This window comes from Polyangium spumosum, assembly GCF_009649845.1.
Taxonomy (GTDB): domain Bacteria; phylum Myxococcota_A; class Polyangia; order Polyangiales; family Polyangiaceae; genus Polyangium; species Polyangium spumosum.
In genome coordinates this window covers 1-23,715 of record NZ_WJIE01000012.1, presented here as the reverse complement: position 1 = coordinate 23,715, position 23,715 = coordinate 1, and the positions used below count along the sequence as shown (strand labels likewise).

General features: G+C 65.9%; 10 protein-coding genes. All 10 read left to right on the top strand.

What is annotated here, in order from left to right; all coding sequences use genetic code 11:
• Positions 1-234: 234 nt before the first annotated feature.
• Positions 235-1,368 (top strand): caspase family protein, encoded by a 1,134-nt coding sequence (locus tag GF068_RS47455; RefSeq protein WP_420814137.1) that lies wholly within the window; start codon positions 235-237, stop codon positions 1,366-1,368.
• Between the two features lie 589 nt (positions 1,369-1,957).
• On the top strand, positions 1,958-9,310 hold the full coding sequence (locus GF068_RS32010) for a Tc toxin subunit A-related protein (RefSeq protein WP_153823323.1): 7,353 nt from the start codon (positions 1,958-1,960) through the stop codon (positions 9,308-9,310).
• Between the two features lie 11 nt (positions 9,311-9,321).
• Positions 9,322-16,329: a SpvB/TcaC N-terminal domain-containing protein gene (locus GF068_RS32005; protein ID WP_170319800.1), complete on the top strand. Its 7,008-nt coding sequence runs from the start codon at positions 9,322-9,324 to the stop codon at positions 16,327-16,329.
• A complete protein-coding gene (locus GF068_RS47450) occupies positions 16,284-17,255 on the top strand; it encodes a formylglycine-generating enzyme family protein (protein ID WP_153823321.1) in 972 nt (323 codons plus the stop codon). Before GF068_RS32005 ends, GF068_RS47450 begins: the two co-directional genes overlap by 46 nt.
• Positions 17,256-17,570: 315 nt before the next feature.
• On the top strand, positions 17,571-18,227 hold the full coding sequence (locus GF068_RS31995; RefSeq protein WP_153823320.1) for a hypothetical protein: 657 nt from the start codon (positions 17,571-17,573) through the stop codon (positions 18,225-18,227).
• Between the two features lie 442 nt (positions 18,228-18,669).
• Positions 18,670-19,125, top strand: a complete 456-nt coding sequence (locus GF068_RS31990; RefSeq protein WP_153823319.1) for a hypothetical protein — start codon at positions 18,670-18,672, stop codon at positions 19,123-19,125.
• A 457-nt stretch (positions 19,126-19,582) separates the two neighbouring features.
• Positions 19,583-20,659 carry a hypothetical protein gene (locus GF068_RS31985; RefSeq protein WP_153823318.1) on the top strand — a complete coding sequence of 359 codons (1,077 nt, stop codon included), beginning with the start codon at positions 19,583-19,585 and terminating at the stop codon, positions 20,657-20,659.
• A 57-nt stretch (positions 20,660-20,716) separates the two neighbouring features.
• Complete coding sequence (locus tag GF068_RS31980) at positions 20,717-21,973, top strand: sigma-70 family RNA polymerase sigma factor (RefSeq protein WP_170319798.1); 1,257 nt, start codon at positions 20,717-20,719, stop codon at positions 21,971-21,973.
• 413 nt (positions 21,974-22,386) lie between these two features.
• Positions 22,387-23,127, top strand: coding sequence for a hypothetical protein (locus tag GF068_RS31975; protein WP_153823316.1), 741 nt, complete (start codon positions 22,387-22,389; stop codon positions 23,125-23,127).
• A 98-nt stretch (positions 23,128-23,225) separates the two neighbouring features.
• The coding region (locus tag GF068_RS31970) for a hypothetical protein (protein WP_153823315.1) at positions 23,226-23,715 on the top strand (490 nt) is incomplete at its 3' end.

Genomic DNA, 23,715 nt, shown 5'->3' with positions numbered 1-23,715 from the left:
GTTCCCGCGTGGATCACGCGGCTTGCCGGAAGGCGTCGATGGTGACGCGGTCGCACCACGCGGCGTACTCCCTGTACCAGACCCTCCACTGCTCGACGAACTCGGCGAACGCGACCTCACCCCGCACGAACCGGGAGAAGAGCGCGTGCCGCTCGAGGATGCCCTGCCCCTGAGCGGGCGGCGCTGACGCTCGCGGTACGCCTCCACCTGCCGCCCTTGACAGGCGGACAGGCAGTGCTCATTTGTTCCCTCTCAACCGCGACGACGGGAGGGATCGTGCAGAACAGGGCCTTCGTGTATCGCGCCGTCGTGTGCGGCGTAAATAACTCGATTGGGCAGACGCCCCTTTCGTTCGCCGAGTCCGATGCGCAGGCGATTTTCCGTACCTTCACAGGGGCGCTAGGACCAGCCGACGAGGAGAACTCAAAGCTCTTGCTCGGGGCACGAGCAACGCGCGGGAACGTGCTCCGTGTCCTCCAAGCCTACGCCCAACGCGGCACCGACTACTTGCTCTTCTACTTTTCTGGCCACGGGAGCGAGGACGGCCTGGCGCTTGCTGACGGCATGTTGGAGTATTGGGAACTCCATGCCGCGCTCGCGAACCTGCCGGCGCGCGCGAGGCTCGTCATCCTGGATGCATGCCACTCCGGAGCGTATGGCGGGTTGGTCGAAGTAGGGGGGGTAGGAGACCTTCAGGAATCATGGGCTGAGGTCCTGGCGGCAGCATTGCCTGGCACCCGCGTGCTCTGTGCAGCGAGGTCCGACGAACTCTCGGCAGAAGGCGGGAGCATTCGCATGGGCCACTTCACCTGGGCACTGCTCGAGGCCCTTCATCGAGGCAAGGGTTCGCTTCGCGGCAGAGATCATCGATGGGTTTCTGATTCCGAAGCCTTCTACCTTGCGAGGGCGCATCTCCTTTCACGGTGGCCAAACGACGCGCACCCTGACTGTAGGAACCTGAGCGGCGATTTCCCCATGCTGCTCAGCCACGCGCACGCGCCGATCGGCCGGGGCGCGCTATCTATTCGTCCGCATGCACGTGGCTATGCAGCAGACGTTGAGGTGGTTGCAGCCCGGCGAACGGGGGTCCCAATGCTCCTAAAGTGTCGATTGCTCGACGAATCCCGGGTAGAAGTCGGCACAGAAACGCGGATAATCGTTCCAACCACGAACGACGACAGCGGTATGGTTCGATTCCACTTCCCGCGATCTGCGCTCCCTTATGAGCATAGACAGGCGCTTGACTGGGGGTACCAAGTCCCATTGCACTGGGCTGTCAGCCTTGTGGACCCTTACCATGGTTATGTCCTCGGCAAGGCAACCCGACGCGTGGTGTACCGGAGACAGAACCACGCCCCGCTATTTTAAGCCTGCGGCCGACACCATGGTCACACCCCCACAAGACGCGTTCATCGACGACGCTGAAACGCAAGCGTAACTTTCCAGAGCCCAAGCAGACAACCTTTCGGGGAGCTAGCCGTTCCCTCGCACGTCAAGTCGTTCGGGAACGACGTGGGCCAAGCATGGTGGCGCGCCCAGCCCCGTCGGGATCGCCCCTCAAGCCTCGCGGTGTGTGAACGCTACTCCCCACCGTTCGCGGGTCAGTTCCATCTTCTCGCGATGACTGGCCCGCAGCACCACTCCTTACTCGTCCTCCCCAGAGCGTGTAGAAGGCGTCGACCCGACCGCCGAGGCGGAAGACGACCAGCTCGAACCCCGGTAGCAAGGACCAGCGGAACATCAACGGCTCTCCCTCAGCTTCTACCCACATGTTCCTACCTGCACGCGCTTCGCGCGTCCTTCCACCGTTGTAGATGTCTTGAGCACGACCTTCGTCCACCTTCGACGATTCCCGCGCTGTTGGCGGAAGTGACGTTTTCGGTCCGATGTGCTGCACGAGTTGGAGCAGCCACCACCCGTCCAGCGTTATCATCGCCCACCGGAACGGGAGGGCACGATGCAGCAGGGGTACGGGGGCGGCGAGTACATCCTCACGGGGCGAGTCGTCGACATCCAGACCGGGCAAGGACTGCCCGATGTGCGCGTCGAGGCGTGGGACAAGGGGCGGCTCTGCAACGACTTGGTCGCGTGCGCCTTCTCCGACGCGCTCGGCATCTTCCGTATCGTCCTTGAAGCCCGTCATCTGCGCGAGCTCTTCCTCGACCGCGTCCCGGTGTTGTTCTTCCGCCTCTTCGAGGGCCCAACCTGCATCGCCAGCACGGAGCGCTCGGTCCTCTGGCGGGTCGATCGCCCGGAGAGTGCGGTGCGGATCGAGATCAACCGCTCGACAAGTACACGCAGCTTCACCCCGACGCCCTTCATCGTACGTGGTCGTGTAGTCACGGCTGGGGGTGCGCCACGCGCGGGCCTCGTCGTGCGCGCCTACAACCGGAACCTCCGCGAGGAGCAGCTCCTCGGCGAGGCCACCACCAGCGACACCGGCAGCTACCGTATTGCCTACGCGGCCGACAAGCTCGCCCAGGACTTCGAGTATACCGGCACGCTGCTCGACGTGGCGCTCTTCGATCCCGGCCCCGGACGCGGGCACCGGAAGTCGGCTGCTGATCTTGTCGTGCGCGTGTACGACGCGGAGCGCGCTGTCACGGCCGAGAAGAAGCTCTGCCACGCGCCGCCCACGGCGACCGTGAACCTGGTACTGGGCGGCGAGATCTACCGCGGCCCCTCGGCCTACGAGCGCCTTGTTGTTCTTCTGGCCCCTGCCATCCGCGGCGACTCTCTGACGGACCTCACCGAGGAGGACATTCGCCACCTCGCGTGCAGCCTGCGCCTCGATCTGGACGACCTCGACGCCCTCGTCACGGCCACGCAGCTCGCACGCGCCCTCGGGATTCACCCCGCGGTCCTCTACGGGTTGTTCCGCGAAGGACTCCCTCGCGAGCGCCGTGCCCTGCTCACGACGAGGCCATCCGAGCAGCTCCGGGCGCTTCTTCTCGCGCTCGATCACAACCTGATCCCGGCGACGCTCCGGGAGCAGGTCGACGCCATCCTCGCTGCGCTCCACAAGGGCGCCGTGCAGCTCGCTTTCGAGCCAGCGGAGACCGGGATCTCCCTGGGCGATCTCCTCGCCATCGCGCTTCCCGCCCGAGATGCACAGGAAGCGCTGGTCTCGGCCTACCTCCAGTACGAAGGGCCGGTCGACGGCTTCTGGCAGGGACTTCGGGAGCACCCGATGTTCAAGGAAGAAGGGCTCGTCGACCGTGTGCAGCTCGCCCTGCAACTCGCCACGCTCAGCCGTCAGCACCTGCCCCTTGTTCGCGCCCTCGACGAATGGCGCCGCAGCGGCATGTGGTCGTCGCTCGCCGATCTCGCGAAGCTCGCCATCCCCAACTGGCTCGCCCTGCTGGAGAAGGGCGTCGGCGGCGCCCCCATCGGTTCCCCGCCCGACGTGCCCGGCGCCGACGACAAGGAGAAGAGCGCGAACTACGCGCTGCTCTTGACCGACACGCTGGCGAACACCCTTCCCACGGCCGCGCTCGCGGGGCAGCTCCAGGGCAAGGCGGATCAAGACCTGGCATTGTTCTTCTCGAAGAACCCCGACTTTGAGAGCGGCAAGACCCAGGTGCGCTCCTACTTGCAGGAGAAGCCGGGGGCCCTCGACGGCCTGTCCTCCCCGAAGACCGCGACGGCAAACCTCGAGGCCATCGAGCGCCTCTTCAAGGTGACGCCAAACCCAACGGAGATGAACACGCTCTTCTCCGCGGGCATTCACTCCGCGCAGAGCATCCAGAAGATCGGCAAGCCGGCGTTCATCAAGTCGTACAGCCAGGTGCTCGGGGGCCAGTCCAAGGCCGAGAGCCTCTTCCAGAAGGCCGAGCAGATCACGAGCGGTGCCCTCGCGCTCTTCGGGAAGTTCGCCTCCGTCGCTCGGCCGCCTGGGCTCTACGTTCTCCCCCCTCCGGACCTCGCAAGCACGGGTGACGCCGCCGCGCTCATGGACATCTTCGGCCCGCAGAATGTCGCCTGCGAGCACTGCGCGTCGATCTACGGCCCGGCCGCCTACCTCGTCGACGTCCTCGACTTCCTGGGCCGCTACCCAGCAAGCCAGAACAAGCCCGGGGATCCCGCGACGGCCCGTGAGGTTCTTCTCGCCCGGCGCCCGGATCTCGCACGCATCGAGCTCTCCTGTGAGAACACGCTGACCGAGGTGCCGTATGTGGACCTCGCCGACGAGATCCTCGAAGTCCGCCTGGCGCACGCGGTGGACCCGTCCGTCGTTCTCGATGCGCACATCAAGACCGTGGGCACCGCGGAGGAGCTTGCGCTCTCACCCCAGCCCATCCACGGCAATGCACGCTTCACGGCCTACAAGGCCCTCGCGCAGGGGAAGTTCCCCCCGGCGCCATCGTTCAACGTTTGGGCCGAGGAAACGGACATCCTGCTCGCGCACTTCGGCACCTCGCGTGCTGAACTCGTTGACGTCTTCTCCCAGGCCCCGGTCAAGCCGACGCCGCCGGCCCCCGGCCTGCTCGATGCGTTCTCGGCGCTGCTCAAGGAGACCAAGGAGGACGCCTCCGCGTTCTTCTCGGCCGTCGCCGAGCGCGCCGGGCTGCCGGCTGCGGACCTGGATGTCCTCGTGAACAAGCTCGGCCTGGTCTTCCCCTCGAGCTTCGAGGACGAGGCAGCAGTCGGCCGCCTCTGGAACGCAATCCAAGTCGTGAAGGGCCTCGGCGTGTCCGCGACGCGGGCGATCTCCTGGGCCACCACAACGGCTCCGATCGAGAGCGCCGACCCCGCCGTGCTCCCCGCCCCGGCTCTTGCCGATGATGTCCGCCTGGCCGTGAAGGCGAAGTACACCGAAGACGCCTGGCCCGAGATCGGGCGGGTTCTTCGCGATGATCTACGCGAACTACAACGAAAGGCGCTCGTCGCCGCCGCACTCGCGCTGGGCAAGTACGACTCCACGAACGACCTCTTCGCCGAGCTGCTCGTTGATGTGGAGATGAGCCCGAAGCCGACCACGTCGCGCATCCAGCAAGCGATCAGCTCGGTGCAGCTCTTCGTCCAGCGCAGCTTCATGGGCCTGGAGCCCGCGGTCACGTCCCTCGACGACGAGGCCGCCGCGCAATGGTCCTGGATGAAGAGCTACCGGGTCTGGGAGGCCAACCGAAAGATTTTCTTCCACCCGGAGAACTGGATCGAGCCCGAGCTGCGCGACGACAAGACGCCCTTCTTCAAGGAGCTCGAGAGCGAGCTACTCCAGGGTGACATCACCGACGCCCGCGCCGAGGGGGCATTCCGCAAGTACCTCCAGAAGCTTCATGATGTTGCGCACCTCGCTATCGTCGCCGTGTGCGAGGAGGGTCAGAAGACCGGAAGCTCATGGATCACGATCCTGCACGTCATCGGCCGGACGCGTACCTCGCCGCACGTGTACTACTATAGGCAGCGCGTCGACCAGTTGTGGTCGCCCTGGGAGAAGCTCGACCTCGATATCCAGAGCGAGCACGCCCTGCTCGCCGTCTACAATCGTCGACTGTACTTGTTCTGGGCACTGCTCGAGGAGGCGGAGGACACCGGGCAAGAAGCGGCACCTGCGCCGAAGGGCGGCAAGCCCGCGGGCCATAAGAAGCCGAAGGAATACGATCTCGATGATGGGGGCAAACCGCAGCCGGACATCGACCCCGACATCGACGAACCGCACAAGTCTCCGGGCCCCAAGGCGCCCGCCATCAAGAAGAAGCCGATGCGGCTCAAGATGGCCTGGAGCGAGTACCAGAACGGCCGTTGGTCACCCAGGAAGACAGGCCCGGAAGAACCTCTCCGCCTCGATCTGCCCGAGGGCGACCCGGCTGCGCTGACGTTCTGGAGTACGTACAAGAACGGCCAGCTCGCCATCCTCTGCGCGGTAAGAGAAGTGGCACCGCCGGATCGAGCCAGCCGGGTGTACGAGCTCGTGCTGGGCTGCGACGGACGCCTGACTGCTGGTCTAGCGTCGAATCCATGTCCGACGGGCGCGCCGTACGGCACGCGCCTCGCGGGGATGGAGTTCATCAAGGACAAGGACACCGCCGGCCTCTGGCTGCGCGGCTTCGTCCTCACCGACAAGGACGTGAAGGTCCTCGGGGCGACGCCGAGCGCATACCGGCTCGTCTGCGCTCAACGCGGACCGATGCTCTGGACCATGCTCCATGCGGGATTCCCGCACCCGTCGTTCTTCTACAAGGACGACAGCAGGACCTTCCTCGTCAGGATCGAGCACCAGGCTCAAGCGCCCAAGCGCGCGGTAGCGGGAGAGGCGTCCCCCATGAAGCCGTGGGGACAGGTGCTGCCCGGACTCCCGCCCGCACCGGCCGAAGGGCCGTTCTACATCCCCAATATCTCGATCGAGCTCGACCCGCGCCAGGTCCGAATCGAGACGTTCTACCACCCGCACGCCTGCGCCATGCTCGAGGCCCTCGACGGCGACGGCCTCGACGGTCTCTTCCGCTGGCCGGCGGACGGCTCTGCCATCCAGCTCCGGAGCGACGTCTACTTCCAGAAGACCTACAAGCCGGCGCTCTCCGTGGTGAAGAAGCCGTATCCGGTCGATGATATCGACTTCTCCCTGGCGGGTGCCTACAGCCAATACAACTGGGAGGTCTTCTTCCACGCGCCCTTCCTCATTGCCTGCATGCTGATGAAGAACCACAGGCACGAGGAGGCCCAGCGCTGGTTTCATCGCATCTTCGACCTCACCCCGGGCACGGGCGGGCCGGAGCGGTTCTGGAAGGTGAAACCTCTCCGCGAGAAGGCCGACCCGAAGGCGCTCGCGGCCGAGCTCGCGGCGCTCGCGGCGGGAGATGAAGAAGCCCTCGGGGAGCTCGCTGCGCAGATCAAAGCCTGGCGCGAAGAGCCCTTCAATCCCCACCTCATCGCACGCATGCGGCCAATCGCGTACCAGCGGGCCGTCGTGATGAAGTACATCGACAACTTGATCGCGTGGGGCGACTACTTGTTCTCCCAGGACACGCGCGAGGCGATCAACGAGGCGACGGGGCTCTACATCCTCGCCGCGGACATCCTCGGCCCGAAGCCCGATCTGAGCAAGCAGCCCGAGGCTGCTCCGAAGACATACGCAGAGCTCCTTGCCTCCGTCCCGCTCGCCGACCTCGAGAACCTCGTGCCCGAGCTCAACGGCGCCGGGGATGTTCCCCTCATCGACACGGCCCACTTCGCGATCCCGTCGAACGACAAGCTCCTCGGGTACTGGGATCTCGTCGCGGACCGGCTCTTCAAGGTCAGGCACGGGCTCAACATCGAGGGCCAGGCACGGCCGCTCCCGCTCTTCGCGCCGCCGATCGACCCGGCGTTGCTCGTGAAGGCCGCGGCGATGGGCGTTGATTGGAAGGACGTCAGCGAGGTCGTGCCGATGCCCCACTACCGCTTCGGGGTTCTGCATGCCAAGGCGATGGAGTTCTGCGGCGGCGTGATCGCCCTGGGCGCGGCCCTGCTCTCCGCGCTCGAGAAGAAGGACGCGGAGAAGCTGACCCTGCTGCGTGCGACGCACGAGGCGGCAGTCCTCACCGCCACCCGCGAGGTGAAGAAGCGGCAGATTGACGAGGCGAAGCAGACGCTCGCGGGCCTGAAGAAAGCTCGGGAGGCCGCCGCGGTCCGATACCAGCACTACAAGGGCCTGCCATTCATGAACTCCTACGAAGAGCAGGCGATGATGCTGTCAGGCGCCGCCGCCGTCACCCAGGCCCTCATCCAGGCTACGCACACCGAGTCGGCAGGGGCCTACCTTCTTCCGACTACAATCACGGGAGGCGCTGGTGTCGCCAGCCCGGCGGCATTGGTCGTTTACGGGGGCGAGAACGCGGCGAAGTCCGGTGAGTCGTTTGGCAACGCCCTCGGCGTGGTGGCGTCGTTGATGCGCGACGGCGCCGCGATGAGCGCGACAATGGGCTACTACACCCGCCGCGCCGAGGACTGGAAGCTCCAGGAGAGGATCGCCTCCAAGGAGATCGAGCAGCTCGACAAGCAGATCTTGGCCGCCGAGATCAGGCTGGCGCTCGCGGAGAAGGACCTCGAGAACCACGACCTCATGGTGGAGAACGCCAAGGTCGTCGAGGCGACGCTGCGCGAAAAGTTCACCAACGAGGCGCTCTACTCCTGGACGGTCAATGAGGTGTCGACGGTGTACTTCGACGCCTACAAGCTCGCCCTCGGCATGGCGAGGCGAGCCGCAAAGGCATTCGAGCACGAGCTCGCGCAGGACCCGCCGGACGTCTCACTCACGCACTGGGACAACACGAGAAACGGCCTGCTCGCAGGGGAGAAGCTGTTGCAGCAGCTCCGGCAGATGGAGGCTGCGTACCTCGACAAGAACAAGCGCGAGCACGAGATCACGAAGCACATCTCCCTCGCGCAGCTCGCCCCGCAGAAGCTCCTCGAGCTGAAGCAGAAGGGTGTCTGCGAATTCGACGTGCCCGAGCTCGAGTTCGACCTCGACTTCCCGGGGCACTACCTGCGCCGGATCAAGACGGTCAGCCTCTCCATCCCGTGCGTGACGGATGCCTACGGCACGCTCAACGCCACGCTCACGCTGGTGAAGAGCCGCGTCCGGAAGAGCACCGACCTTACCGGGGGCTACGCCGAGAAGGTGAACGATGGCCGGTTCACCACGCCGTACGTCGCCCCGATCTCGCTCGCCATCAGCGGCGCGCAGAACGACGCGGGAGTCTTCGAGCTGTCTCTGCGCGACGAGCGGTATCTGCCCTTCGAGGGTGCGGGCGCGATCGGCACGTGGAAGCTCGAGCTCTCTGCCAACAATACCGACCTCGACGCATTGAGCGACGTTGTTCTCCACGTCCGCTACACGGCGATCGACGGCGGAGACTCATTGAAAATCGAAGCGCAGAAGAACGCCGCGCTGCTCCTCTCCGGCCTGCGCTTGTTCTCGTTGAAGGACGAGTTCCCGACGGAGTGGCGCCACTTCTTCACGCCGGATGTCGGCGCAGCACAGACGCTGGTGCTGCCGCTCGAGAAGAGCGTCTTTCCAAGGTGCCGCAACGGCGGCGCCCCGAAGATCAACTCCGTGATGCTATTCGCCGCCTGGAAAGACCCCACAGCGTACTTCGGGGGCACGCCTCTCGCGGTGAACGTCACGCCGCCCTCGGCTGCCTCCATGCAGACCACGCTCGCGAAGGGCCCCGGCGCGCTCGACAGCCTCGCCGTGAGCCCGACGATGACGCCTGCCGCCGGAACATCCTGGGCTACGGGAGCGTGGACGCTCGCGGCTACGGGTCCCGTGGGCGACGGCCTCGACAACATCTGGATCCTCTGCGACTTCACGCGGCAGGGGGCCTGACCATGGAGGGCGTGCCGAAGCGGTCCTCGGTCATCCCCAGGCCGACGGTGAAGGCGCCCGACCCCTCCCTGCCCAAGGGCGGCGGTGCGGTGCGCGGGCTCGGGGAGAAGTTCAACGCGAACGTCGCCATGGGCACGGGCACGTTCAACGTCCCGATCGCGACGACGCCTTGCAGGGGCCTCACGCCCGAGCTCGCGCTCACCTACGACTCGGGGACCGGGAATGGCCCCTTCGGCGTCGGCTGGCACCTGTCGGTCCCGGCCATCACCCGCAAGACGGACAAGGGCCTGCCCGAATACACCGACCATTGGGACACGGACACGTTCATCCTCTCCGGCGCCGAGGACCTTGTTCCTGTGCTCGGTCCGGATGGGGAGAAGCTGATCACTACCGAGCAGGGCCGGAGGATCCAGCGCTATCAGCCTCGCGTCGAGGGGGCCTTCGCCCGCGTCGAGCGCATCACCGAGGCGGGCGCCCATTACTGGCAGGTGACGACCAAAGACAACATCCGGCACATCTACGGCAAGTCGAAGACTGCCCGGGTTGCCGATGCGTTGTACCCCGACCGGATCTTCACCTGGCTCCTCGAGCGCACCGAGGACGCGCGGGGAAACGTCGTCCAGTACGAATACAAGGTCGAAGACCTGGCGAGCGTGCCGAAGTCTCTACACGAGAAGCACCGGCACGAGGATCCCAAGCTCTTCTCCAACAGCTACTTGAAGCGCATTCGGTATGGGAACAAGAAGCCCAGCGAGGCCGACGACTTCTACTTCCAGGTGGTCTTCGACTACGGCGAGCACGACGCCGAGGCCCCAACACCGGACGAGGGGAAGCCGTGGCCCTGCCGAAAAGACCCGTTCTCGAGCTACAGGGCCACCTTCGAGGTCCGCACCTACCGCCTCTGCCGGCGCGTCCTGGTCTTCCACTACTTCGCCGAGCTCGGCGCGGAGCCGGTGCTCGTGCGCTCGACGGACTTCGCCTATGCCGAGGCGCCGACGCTGTCGCAGCTCGTCGCGGTGACGCAGTCGGGGTACATCCAGAAGAATGGCGGCTACACGAAGAAGTCGCTGCCACCGCTCGAGCTCGGCTACTCCCTGCCCGAGCTCCGCACCGAGGTACAGGCGGTCGACCCGGAGTACACTGCCGACTTCGGCAACGTCGACGGCAAGCGCGCGCGGTGGGTTGACCTCGAAGGCGAGGGGCTGCCCGGTGTCCTTGTCCAGCACGGCGAGGGCTTGTTCTACAAGCAGAACCTGGGCGATGCAGAGCTCGCGCCGGCCAGGCAGCTCATGCGCCGTCCCAATGCCCTTGCACCCACCATGGGCCGCACGGAGCTTCTGGATCTGGAGCACGAAGGCCGCCCGAGCCTCGTGTTCTTCAACAGGACCGGCTCAGGGATTCACGAGCGCACCGAGGATGGCGAATGGGGCCCGTTCATGCCCTTCTCCTCGCACCCGAACATCCCCTGGAACGACCCGGGCGTGCGCTTCATCGACATCACCGGCGACGGCCAGCAGGACATCATCTTCACGAGCGGGCACGTACACATCTGGTTCCCCTCGCTCGGCAAGAAGGGCTGGGGGCCGCCGCGGAATCTGCCGATGGTCTTCGACGAGGACCTGGCGCCGACGGAAGTGTACCGGGACAACCGAGGGATTGTCTTCGTCGCGGACATGACCGGCGACGGCATGCCCGACATCGTGCGGATCAAGAACGGCAGCATCTGCTACTGGCCAAACCGTGGGCTCGGGCGGCTGGGGCCCAAGGTGGAGATGAGCAACGCGCCGCGGTTCGATGACCCGCTCCGCTTCGATCCTCGGCGCATCCGGCTCGCGGACATCGACGGCTCGGGCACGACCGACATCCTCTACATCGGCGCAGACGGGATCCAGATCGCCTTCAACCAGGCGGGCAATAGCTGGAGCAAGGTCGAGAAGCTACCCGGATTCCCCACGGCCGACCTCGGGTCGCCGATCTCGGTGCTCGACTTCCTGGGCACGGGGACGGCCTGCATCGTCTGGTCCTCGCCCTGGAAGGGCGTGGCGCAGCCGCCGATGCGGTACATCGATCTCTTGGGCTCGAAGAAGCCGTACTTGCTCACCTCCGTGAAGAATAACCTCGGGGCGGAGATGAAGCTCGAGTACGCGCCCTCGACGAAGTTCTACTTGGAGGACTTGAAGAACGGGACGCCCTGGGTCTCGCGACTACCCTTCCCGGTGCATGTACTCGCCCGCGTCGAGACCCACGACGCCGTGAGCGGCACGAAGTTCGTCCGTACATACAATTACCACCACGGCTACTACGACAGCGCGGAGAAGGAGTTCAGGGGGTTCGGCCGTGTAGAACAATGGGATGCTGAATCGTTCTCCGAGAACGAGTTCCACCTCCCGCCGGTCCTTACGAAGACGTGGTTCCACACGGGCGCCTTCTTCGAGAAGGACAAGATCGAGAAGCAGTTCGCGAGGGAGTACTACGCGCTCGACGCCCAGGCGCCTGTACTTCCCGACGCTGTTCTTCCCCAAGGCATGAGCCCGAGGGAGGCACGGGAGGCGGCGCGGGCCCTCAAGGGGCAGATGTTGCGGCAGGAGATCTACGGGCTCGACGGCTCACCGCAGCAACATCACCCGTACCTCGTCACCTCGGCCAGTCACGAGATCCGCAAGTTGCAGCCTGCCACGGACAAGGCGCATGCGGTCTTCTTCCCCTACGTCCGGGAGAAGCTCGAAGCCCACTACGAGCGGGATCCAAAGGATACGCGCGTAGTCCATACCCTGGCGCTCGAGGTGGACGCCTTCGGACACGTGACGCGCTCGGGGACGGTCGCATACGCGCGACGGAACATGGAGCTGCCCGAGCAGGGCCTGCTCGCCACGATCACCGAGGCCACGGTGGCGAACAGGCCCGCCCAGTCGGGCTTCTACCGCCTCGGGGTGCCCGTCGAGACCCGGGCGTACGAGCTCACGGGCCTGCCGAAGGCGCAGAGCGCGTGCCTGCCGTTCGCCGACGTCCTCGCCTCGGTGAACAACGCGGCGGCCATCCCCTACGAGGCCACCCCCGATGGCAGCCTCCAGAAGCGCCTCGTCGAGCACGTGCGGCACCTCTACTGGGACAGCTCGGCCCTGGCCGGCCCGCTGCCTCTCGGGGCCGTGGACGGGCTCGCGCTGCCCTACGAGACCTACGCGCTCGCCTTCACGCCGGGGCTGCTAGCCAAGGCGTACGGCTCGCGCGTCACGCCGCAGCTCCTCGTCGAGGGCGGGTACGTCGAGCAAGACAGCTTGTTCTGGATCCGGAGTGGACGGGAGACCTTTGATCCGACCAGGTTCTACTTGCCCATCGAGGTCAGAGACCCCCTGGGACAAACCACGGAGATCGGCTACGACAGCCACAACCTGCTCGTGGTCTCGGTTGTTGATTCCCTGGGCAACGAGATCACGGCGGAGAACAACTACCGCACGATGTCCCCAGTCCTGGTCACCGACCCAAACAAGAACCGCACCGCGGTAGAGCTCGACGAGCTCGGGCTGGTCGTGGCCACGGCGGTCATGGGCAAGGCCGGCGCGGCGGAGGGAGACACGCTCGCGGAGCCGACCACCACGTTCGAGTACGATCTCGAGCGCTGGTGGAAGGACAAGAAGCCGAACGTCGTCCACGCCGCGGCGCGCGAGCGGCACGGGGACGCCGCTACGCCCTGGCAGAATAGCTACACGTACCTCGACGGGCTCGGGCGCGAGGTCATGAAGAAGGTCCGCGCCGAGGCCGGGCCCGCACCGAAGTGGGACCAGAACGGCATCCTGGTCAAGGACGCGCAGGGGCAGCTCGTCCTCGACAACACGACCGTCCGCTGGGTAGGGACGGGACGAACCGTGTTCGACAACAAGGGCAACGCGGTCAAGAAGTACGAGCCCTTCTTCAGCGCGACGCACGAGTACGAGGACGAGAAGGAGCTCGTCGAGTGGGGCGTGACGCCCATCCTCCGGTACGACCCCCTCGGGCGACTCGTCAGGACCGATCACCCCAACGGCACGTTCTCCCGTGTGGAGTTCACGCCCTGGAAGCAGACAAGCTGGGACGAGAACGACACGGTGCTGGAGAGCGCGTGGTGCGCGGCCCGGCAGGCTGGCGCCTCGCCCTTGCCCTCACCCCAGGAGCAGCGCGCTGCACTGCTCGCCGCGAAGCACGCCGGCACCCCGGCGGCGCTTCACCTGGATGTCCTGGGCCGGCCGGTCTTGAAAGCCGAGGACAACGGGGCAGCGGGGAAGTACACGACCGCGACGACGCTCGACATCGAGGGCAACCCGCTCGCCGTCATCGACGCCCGAGGCAACACGGCGATGGCGCAGCTCTTCGACATGCTGGGCCGGCCGCTCAGCCAGAAGAGCATCGACGCGGGCGAGTGGTGGACCTTCTACAACGTGCTCGGCAACCCGATCCGGAGCTGGGACAGCCGCGGGCATGTCATCCGTTCGGTCTACGATGCACTTCACCGGCGCACAGAGCTCTGGGTGCAGAAGGACGCGGGCGCGGAGATCCTCGCGGAGAAGACGAGCTACGGCGAAGGGCACCCGAACGCGCAGGCCGCGAACCTGCGCGGGAAGGTGTACCAGGTCAGGGACGGCGCCGGCCTCGTCACGCACGCGGCCTACGACTTCAAGGGCAACCCGCTCGAGGTGCACAGGCAGCTCGCCAAGAACTACAAGGGCGACATCGACTGGTCGGCCTCGCCGGTGCTCGAGGCGGAGACGTTCGTCCAGAAGACACAATACGACGCGCTCAACAGGCCTACGAGCCTCACCACGCCCGACCAGAGCGAGGCCAGGCCGAAGTACAACGAAGCCGGCCTCCTCGAGCAGGTAGAAGTGCGGCTGCGCGGGGCGCTCAACTGGACGACGTTCGTCGATGACATCGATTACGACGCGAAGGGGCAGCGGGAGACGATTGTCTACGGGAACGGCGTCGTCACCGAGTACAGCTACGATCCATTCACGTTCCGGCTGACGCGGATCAAGACGACCAGGCCCTCGGACGGGGCGCTTTTACAAGACCTTCGCTACACCTACGACCCCATCGGCAATATCGTCGAGATCGCGGATCTCGCGCAGAAGACGGTCTTCAACAACGGGCCTGTCGAGCCGGTCTGGAAGTACGAGTACGATGCCTTGTACAGGCTGATCGAGGCGACAGGCCGCGAGCACGCGGGGCAGAACGCGGACAAACAGCAGGACGAGGGCGGCTTCCCGCTGCTCAACGTGCCGCACCCGAACGACCCGCAGGCGCTTCGGAACTACACCGAGCGCTACAAGTACGATGCGGTCGGCAATATCGAGAAGATGATCCACGAGGTCGTGGGCCTCGCGGGGAGCTGGACACGCCGCTACGACGTCGCGCAGGAGAACAACCGGCTGCTCCGCACGAGCCTACCTGGTGACGCGGACGGAAACTTCTCGGCGAAGTACGGCCACGACGCCCACGGCAACATGACGTTGATGCCTCACCTGCAGCTCATCAGGTGGGACTTCAAGGACCAGAAGCGCGAGGTCGACAAGGGCGGCGGCGGCAAGGTGTACTTCACGTACGACGCCGTCGGGCAGCGCGTCCGGAAGGTCTGGGAGCACAACGGGATCGTCGAGGAGCGGATCTACCTCGGAGGCTTCGAGATCTACCGCAGAAGCGAGGCGGGCTCGCTGGTCCTCGAGCGCGAGACGCTCCACGTGATGGACGGGGCCCAGCGCGTCGTCCTGGCCGAGACGAAGACCGTAGACGTCTCCGTGCCGAACCTCGTCGTGGCGCCGCGCGTGCGCTACCAACTCGGCAACCACCTCGGCTCGGCTGCGCTCGAGCTCGACGAGGCTGGCCTGGTCATCTCCTACGAGGAATACCACCCCTTCGGGACGACGGCTTTCCACGCGGCGGCCGGTGTGGAGGTGAGCGCGAAGCGGTATCGGTACACGGGCAAGGAACGGGACGAGGAGACGGGGCTCTACTACCACGGGGCGAGGTACTACGCGCCGTGGCTCGGGCGGTGGACGAGCGCGGATCCGGCGGGGATGGTGGATGGGCCGAACCTCTATCAATATGCGTTGTGTAACCCCATCCGGCTACTCGATCCCACGGGTACCCAGGCAATACCACACGGCGACGAAGGCACGGGTGGTTATGGCCCGGGGGGTTCGGGTGCAGAAGGCTCAGGTCCTGGGAGGGCGCGGCGGCCGGATGAGGACGTAGAGCTCCCGCCTCCAGATGAGGCCCCAGTTCCCTCACCGCCCCCCCAAGAGAAGGCCCAGCAGACGAAGGCGGAGCAGAAGGGACGCGTGCCGGAGGAACTGCTCAAGGCGGCGGAGCAGGGAGCGATCAAGATCGCCGCAGACAAGCCTGGCGCTAAGGATCTGACCGCGGAACAGCGCCAGTTCGCGGTCAAGTACTTCCTCTATGCCGTGGACGAGCTCGTGAAGCGCGGGCTTCCTGTGCGCAATGCTCTCCTGCTCGTCGCCCAGACAGGCATGGAGACGTCCTATGGCCGGAAGCCTACAGTGAAGCAACCGAACCCGAACGTCCCGCACCACAATTATCTATCGTTTCAACCACAAGACGAACAACGAAGAGCGCTCAGGAAGATGGGGGTTACAATTCTTGTCGAGCCAAGGATAAACAAACCCGGAGGAGGACCACAACCCACTCCAGTTCCTCACTTCGCGGACATCCGCCAGTCCATCGCGGCACAGCTCGACGTAGCGTATGGCATCGGACGGACGGACACCGTGGCGCCATGGCCGCAGCTTGGCCGGGAACTGGCCAATGCGGGGGCTACGCCCGCGAGCTATGCGACCCTAGCAGATAACGTGCAGTACTCCGGCACGCCGTACATGCCCAAGGATCCGAGTGCGTGGAACTTCTCGAAGGAGTACGCCAGAAGTCTGGCAGTCATCTCATCGGCATTGAACAGCCTACCGGAGGGGCTCAGCCCCGAGACGAAGGCATGGGCGGCCGCCCTGGCCGCGGAGTTGCTGCCGAAGAGGAGATAACGATGTCGGCGTGCAAGGGAAGCGGGCGTCGAAAAACGTCTGGGGCGGTAGGTGACCAGTCTTGGCTGACCACCGTGCTGCTGGTCTCGTGCCCGGTCATGCTGGTCGGGCCGTCCTGCGCGGGTTGCCCCGGCGATGCACGCCAGGAAGCGGTTCCCAGCTCGGTTTCCGGGACACAGAACAATTTCGATGGAGGCCCGATTATCACGACCCCGGCCGCTCCCACTGTCAGCATCCCGAGCGTGGAGACGGATGCCTCGACGACCGTAGCACCCTTAAGAGGCACCACGGAGGGGTGCCCCGCTGGCATGGCCAGGATTGAAGGGGGCACGTTCGGCCAGCGGAAGAATCGGAAGGTCAAGCCATTCTGCATGCAGCGGACGGAGGTTACGCTCGCGCGGTACGCCGAGTGCGTGGCTGCCGGCGGATGCGAAGCGCCGGCCCAGGGGGAAGCATGCAACTGGGGCGTCGCCGGACGGGAATCGCACCCGATCAACTGCGTCACGTACAAGCAGGCGAGCACCTATTGCAACTGGATCGGCGCGCGGTTGCCTGGCGAGGACGAATGGGAATGGGCTGCCCGCGGCCGCTCGGCAGCAACGAAGTATCCGTGGGGTGATGTGCCGCCGTCCAAACAGCTATGCTGGTCCGGGGCCGAACCTCGGACCAGCACTTGCCCCGTTCGCTCCTTTCCAGAAGGAGACTCCCTTGACGGAATCAGCGACTTGAGCGGTAACGTATCGGAGTGGACGTCAACCCGTGGGCCCGCGCGTAGTGAACGTTCGCCCTTCTCGTATGTTGTTCGTGGCGGAGACTGGAGTATAGATACCCCTGACCTCCTTCGAGCAGACGTTACGGACTTCAGCGAACCAGCCAGCGCCTTTGACGGCCGCGGATTCCGATGCGTGGCGGACGTGAATGGCTGACCCTGCCAGAGCGCCCTTCCTGTAGGTACAGCGATGGCCTGCGAACGGCAGAGCCGGACGGCACGCGCCTCGAGGCGACGCAGGTTCGCCGCAGGCACGGCACGTACCCAGTCTGCCCATGCCCACGCCGAGTACAATCAAGAACGAGGCCACATGAATCTGCGCCACGTCGTTGCCGCTCTTACCCTCACACTTCTTCTCGCCGGTGTTGGAATCCTGCCTTCATGCAGTAGCGCTTCCTGCGAGGACGACGGTGAAGGCTGCCCGTGTACAACAGGCGTCGAGTGCGGCAGGCCGCCCGCCTGCACAGGCTGGATGTGCGACGGCACCTGCCACAGCTTCAACGAGCGCGTGGGCTTCCGCTGCGTGATGGATTCCTGCCCAGGCCCGGATAAGTGCCCCGGCGTGTGCGACGGCGCGGGCACGTGCATCGGGTGCCTGCAGGACGCGGACTGCAAACCGGGGCACACCTGCGAGGCCGGGAACGTCTGCTCGAGCTGCAGCGACGGCGTGAAGAACGGCGACGAGACCGAGATCGATTGCGGCGGCTCGTGCCCGCTATGCCCGGGGACGTGCAACATTGATGCGGACTGCCCAGGCGGGTACTGCTGGGAGGGCCTGTGCGTCAGGTGCGACGACGGGATCCAGAACGGGAACGAGCAAGGGGTCGACTGCGGCTCGATCTTTGGCCATTGCCCCGTCTGTACGGGTTACCCGTGCAAGAGCGATGAACAATGCGCGAGCGGGATCTGCGCCGCGCTTGGTGTGTGCTGCAAGGTCGTCTGCGATGGTTGCAATCAATGCGATGTGTCCGGGGAATGCTACCCAATCATCGGTTCTGCCCCATGGGCTGGCTGCATGGAGGGCCAGGCTTGTGGCTGGGGAGGAGATTGCGCCTGGCTGAAGGGCCATCCATGCACCAAAGACGAGGAGTGCTTTTACCTTTCCTGCGTGGACGGGTTCTGCAAATAATGCTTTGGCGCGATGAGATACACACCATCAGGGTGGCGGCGGGATCTCCGGAAAGCAGCAATAGGTGACTGGGAAGTTGGCGAGTAGAGTGCCGATGACTTCCCCCCCGCTTGGGTTGCAAGCGCCAGCCTCGGAGTAGAGTACCTCGGCGGTCTTGCTGCCGAGCGCGGTGCCGCTCACCAGATCCGTGCACTTGTTTCCGTCGCTCGACGTGAGCACGAGGCTGCCTCGCTCGTTGGTGCAAGCGGCGTCGGAGTAAGCCCTGACGCGGACCTCGCAGGAGCCACCTTGTGGTGAGCCGCAGCTGCACGCCGAGCAAAGCCTCTGCTCGGCCACTTCCATCCATCCAGTATGTCGTTCTGACCAAGCACCAGGGCACGGGAAACCTGCCTCAAGGCCGTGCGCGACGCGGCAGAGCCGGTAGCCAGGCGGGGGGTTCGAGATGCACACGTTCGCCGAATCGCAAGTCCCCACGCTCGCCGACGGGTACTCGATCACCTGGGTACGGACCGGCGGGGGCAAGGGCTGTCCCTCGGGCGGCATGGCCGGCTCCGCGATGCACGGCGCGACCGTTGGGGGCTCGACCTCCAACGACCGGACGCAGAGCGCACCGTCGCACATCGCGTTCGCCGGGATCGCGTTGACTGGGGTGCACGTGCCATCCCACGCCGTCGGCGCATCGAAAGGCGTGCCGCTCGCCGAAGGAAGGTCTTGGCAGGCGACTGGCTTTGCGCCCCACGAGTTCGGCAACATGCACGGGGACGCAGGTGCAGCGCATGAGCAAGCAGGACAGACTGCCTCGGCGAACACGACGTCAACCCAGCTCTGGATCGCTACCGCGGCGAGCGGCGGAGGAGGCGGATCCGTCTCCTTCCCCATCCACACGTACGAGGGGTAGTAGTCGTACCCGCCGCCTCCAGGGGGCATGCACTGCGCATGCTCGGGGCATGCAGACGACGAGCCCGCTTCTGGGCCTCCGTCATCTTCACCTGCATCGACATCCTCGCCGGCATCAGCGTCGGCATCATCCCCAGCATCGGGCGGGCACGCGTACTTCTCCCCGGCCGGGCCGCAGCACGGGACCTCCTCCTGCGCGTCGTTGTAACAAACGGATACGTACTCGCTCGTCGCGAAGCCACATGCAGCGACCCCGGAGGCGACCAACATGCCGAGGTACCAGGCGAGAATCCTGAACGCGCGCATGCCCCAAAGGCTAGCCCCCGAAACCAGGCACGGTCAACGTTCGGACCTGACGGACAAACCAACGCGGGGCGCCGTCGCGTTCCACGAACGCTTGCGCCTCACGCGCCCCACGGGCATGCTCTGCGGTGGGGACAAACCTGGTCTCTCAGGTCATGCGCGACGCCTCTTCACGCCCATGCAAGGCGCGCCTTCTGCTCGTCGCAGCCCTGGCCTGCGGCAGCTCGGAAGCGGCGGCGCAGCCATCCCAGGTGTTGCCGTGGCGCCTCGACTACACCCCCGGTCCCGACGCCCCGAAGAACTGCCCGGACAAGAGCTACATCAAGACCGCCCTCGCCACGAAGCTCAAGGGCCGCGACCCCTTCACTGACGACGCGCCGCGCTCCATCTCCGTGAAGTTGGTGCTCACGCCGCAGCGGATCGAGGCGCACATCGAGGCGCGCGACGAGAACGGTGAGGTTGTCGCCAACCACGTCACGCAGGCGGAATCTTGGCGATGCGATCAGCTCGCCGATCGCACCGTCTTCTACTTGCGCGACATCATCGATCCATTGACGATCCCGCCCGCGGCCCCGGCGGCGTCGAGCTCGTCGGCGACGCCCGCGCCCTCCGCGCCTTCATCAGCCGTTCCGCCCCCAGCTCCCTCGACTCCTGCTCGCGTCGAGCTGCTTCAACCTGCCGTAGGCCCCTCGGCACCCAAGGCCGCGGCGCACTCGGCAGGTCTGCCGCAGCTCGCCATCTACGCGAACATGGGGGCTGCCTGGTGGAGTACTCCCGAGACCGCCCTGAGCCTCGCGGCGGGCATCGAGGCGCGGTGGCGGTGGGCCTCCATCGGTGTCGAAGGGCAGTACGACCGGGCTTGGGCTTTACCGACGAAGCTCGACGTGGAGGCGCGACGGGTGGGTCTGACCGCGCTGGCATGCGGACGCCATGAGCTCCTTCCAGCCCGCGCCTTCGTCCGTGCCTGCATCTTCGGAGACGTGGCGCGGCTTTCACTTGATGTGCAGAGATTCAAGCTCATCCGCGAGGAGGATGACCTTGTCATTGACCTCGGCGCGCGGCTCGGCGGCGAGCTCCGGCTCGCTCGCTTCGTGGGCCTCCAGCTTCACGGGGACATTGCCTACGCGGCTCGTCAGCGTAGGTTCGTCGTCGATGGTGAGGAGCTCTGGCGCTCTCCTCGTCTCACCGGTGCTGTCCGGGTCGGCTTGGTTGTTCCCTTCGACATCCGGTGAAGTAGCCGTCGAGCAGAAAGCCGTACGATTTATTGGACGGGTTGCCCGTCTCGGCGCGTGTTCGTCTGTATGGGGCTCCTCCTCCCGTTCCTGCATCACGCGAGCGACGCGTTCCTTCGCTTCTATGCGGCGCACATCCTGACCGTTCTCGGAATCCTGGCTCGGATGGGCGTGCGCAAGGCGGACGTCAACGACCTCGCGCAGCTCGTCTTCGTGAAGGTCTACAAGAACTTGGACAAGGTCCCATCCACGGGGGTGAAGGACTGGCTCGAGATGATCTGCGAGCAGCAGGCTGCCGAGCACTACCGCCTCTACCGCCACCGCTTCGAGACTCCCGAGGCAGACGTCGGCGTGGACGTGCCCAGCGACGAGAACCCGCACGAGCGCTTCGAGCATCACGAGCTCGATCAGGTCGTCAAACGCGTGCTCAAGACCATGGACGCGAAGCTCGTCGATGTACTGGTCAGGGCCGAGTTCAACGGGGAGTCGCTGCCGAAGATCGCCGCGGCGCTCGGGGTCTCGCGCAACACGGCGCAGGCCAGGCTCGTCGAGGCCAAGGACGTCTTCCGGCGCAGGGTGAAGAAGCTGTTCGGCCGGGACTTCACGCCCTTCATGCTGCTGCCTTTCGGCCTCGATACTGTCTTCCGCCCGGAGGACCTCACGCCCGACTTCATCGAGAAGGCACGGCACGAAGTCTGGCGCCGCGTCGCCCGCGAGCTCGGCTTCGACGAGGTGCTTCCTCCCGTCCTGCCGCCGTGCCCGTCGCCGCCTTCCGAACCGCCGGCTTCGGGCAAGCGGCTTATCCAGATGATCGCGCCCCGGGGCTCTGGGCCTGTTGCTCGGGCCACGGCGAAGTCGGTGCTCGAGCGCCTCATCAAGCACCCGCTCTTCCTGGTCGGCGTCGGCGCCCTGGGTGGGGGTGGCGCGGTGGCGCTCTGGCCCCACGACGAGTCGCCTGCTGCGCGGCATGCGGTGCCGATGGTGCTCTCCGTCGTGGTCGACGAGAGCGGGCGTGGTGAGAGCTCCTCAGTCGTCGCGCTTCCGGCCACCCCCGGACCGAGCCCCACCGTGGTTGTCGTCGCGCCCCCGCGCGCCGCGCCCGCCGCCGTGCCCCTCAACGACCCGGAGACGACAAACCTCGAACAAGCCCGGGAGATGCTCTCGCGCGGGCAGTTCGCCGAGGCGCTCTCCACGCTGCGACAACATGAACAGGACTACCGGGGCAGTCATCACGCGGCGGTCCGGAACAAGTACATCGCCGCGGCGCTCGAGGGCCTGCGGCAGAATGAGCAGAAGAGCGGCAGCACGCCCTGACCAGCCTCTTGCACGCAGGCGTGCACTTTTCTTGGACGGGTCGACAGCGTCGCCTCGTGTTTAGAGAGTAAGGGACATGCGGCTTCTGCGCCCGGCGATGAGCGCCGGCATGCGTTTGTCCTCGCGAATCATCATCATTCGCAGACGGCCGCGGTGCAGGGCGCGCATTGGGGTGCGTTCGTCGAGGCATACCACCGCGGTCGCCTGGGGATGGTGATATTCGCTCGAAGGAGGTCGCGGGATACAGCTCGCATTCGCTAGCCCAGGTTCCGCGCCCGCCTCCGGGCGAGCATCGCTCTGATCGTCATCCCTGTCGTCCGCGGCGTCTCCCGAGTCGACGTCGCACGGCTGACGACGAGCAGCTTCGCGGCTTTTTCAGGCCGCAGACGGCATTCGTGCGCCCGGAGGAGTACATGGCCGACGAGGAAGAAGACGAAGCCGCCACGCGCGTGTTGACGCGCCCGGCTGCGAGCCACGAAGAGGACGACAACGCCCCCACGGCGTTCTTCGTGCGGCCGGCGGCGCCTGCGCCTCCTGTCCCCGCCACGTCGATCCCGGTGAGGCCCTCATGGTGGCGCGTGCTCATCGGCGTCTTGGGCTTCTGGCGGCGCCGCCTTGGAGCAGCGGTTCTCGCTGCTCCGGTTCCGGCCCATGTACCTGCGCGTTCGGCGGCCTCTGCGTCGACATCGCACGTGCTCGTGTCCGCGCCCAAGGGGGCACGCAGGCCCGCCCCCACGCTGGTCTCGCCTCTCTCCCCGGGGCGACGCGCCGTTGTCGACGAGGTGCACACGCTGCTCTGGAGCTTCGAACCGCACGAACTCGAGGCGACGGCGAAGCTCATCGAGCACATCGCCGCAGCTAGGCTCGCGGGGCCGGAGGGGCGCGTCGAGGCGCAGATCATCTACGCGCTCATGTACATGCGCTCCGACGACGATGGGGCGGTCAGCCTCGCTGTTCTGCGCGGCAAGCTCCTCGGGATCGCACGATCCTCAGTAGACCAGGCGCTCCTACATCTCGAAGAGCAAGGCCAAGTTGTACTTCGTCCTGCGGATCCGCTCTCCGGGACACGACAAGTTGCTGCCGGGATCGAACATGCGACGCGAGGGCTGCTCGAGCGCGTCGCTCTCGTTGCACAAGCGAGGAGAGCGTCTTGAGCGGCGAGCGCGCCACAACAGGTACGCCAGGCGGCGCCAACGCGCAGGCCGCGCCCATCTCGACAAATCCGCCGTCGACGATCCGACCTTCCCCGCCCGTGCTCCCACCCGTCGAGCCTCGACGGCGTCATCGCACGCCGATCGAGGAGGTGAACGATGTCCTGCGGCAGCTCCGCATCCCCGAACTCGCCGACGTCCTGCTGTACGCGAAGCGCACCCTCGCCGCGCGTGACGCAGGTCCAGATCCGGCCGTCGTGAGCGAGATCCTCGCGGCGATGAGCCGGCTTCATCCGGCCTACAAGAACACGCAGGGCGTGCCGCTGCCGATCCTCCGCGGGGCTCTTGCTCGGGTTCCTCGAGCCGCATTCGAGGCGGCTCTTCTCCACGCAGAGCGAGAGGGCACGCTCAAGCTCATCCCTGTTTCTCTGCTCGTGCCGTTCATCGAGCGTCAGGCGGGCATCCTGTCCCCGCGCGAGCTCCCCTGCGGTGCCGTGCGCGCGCTCGCTCGCAGCGCGTGCAGCACTCCGTGCGTGTCGCGTGATGGGCGCCATCGCGTCGGGTTATTCAGTGTCGCTGAGACAGCGAGCG